At 31.4% G+C, this 456-nt stretch carries 1 protein-coding gene; it reads right to left on the minus strand.

Annotated features, from left to right (window positions below; translation table 11 throughout):
- Positions 1 to 91: 91 nt before the first annotated feature.
- On the minus strand, positions 92 to 456 hold a 365-nt coding region (locus AC1DUA_RS40610; RefSeq protein ID WP_477505016.1), incomplete at its 5' end, for a hypothetical protein.

The raw sequence follows: 456 nt of genomic DNA on the forward strand, positions 1-456 counted from the left end.
GTTAAACTCTGTCCTTAAGAATGTATGTTGTAGAAATGCAAACGCGAGAAGAAGATACTCRAGTATTTAATTAGTCTTTACATTCTTATAGTCATGGTAGGTTTGGCCAAGCTTCCTTACTTGTACTTGTGTAATTACTAATTAACCATTTGTTATCTATTAACTCTAAAGTGATAGTGTCTTTATATGGCACTTGTCTATTTTTAACGTTAACGGTAACCTCAGCCTCTTTATGTAAAGAGTCTAAGTTTTTGATTTTTTCTATTTTATAGCCGATTATTTCCCCATAATAAAATCGGTAATTTGCAAGTATTCCAGCATTATTATTTTTCATAAACTCAGAAGTTCCATCCATTCCTTTTGAGTAAACTTCATAAAACCCACTTAGGGTTTCCTTGGATGATTGATTCTTCATTGAGTTAGGACTGTCTTTCATATAAAAGATCAACAATGTAA

This window comes from Paenibacillus sp. 01T422 (genome assembly GCF_056398785.1).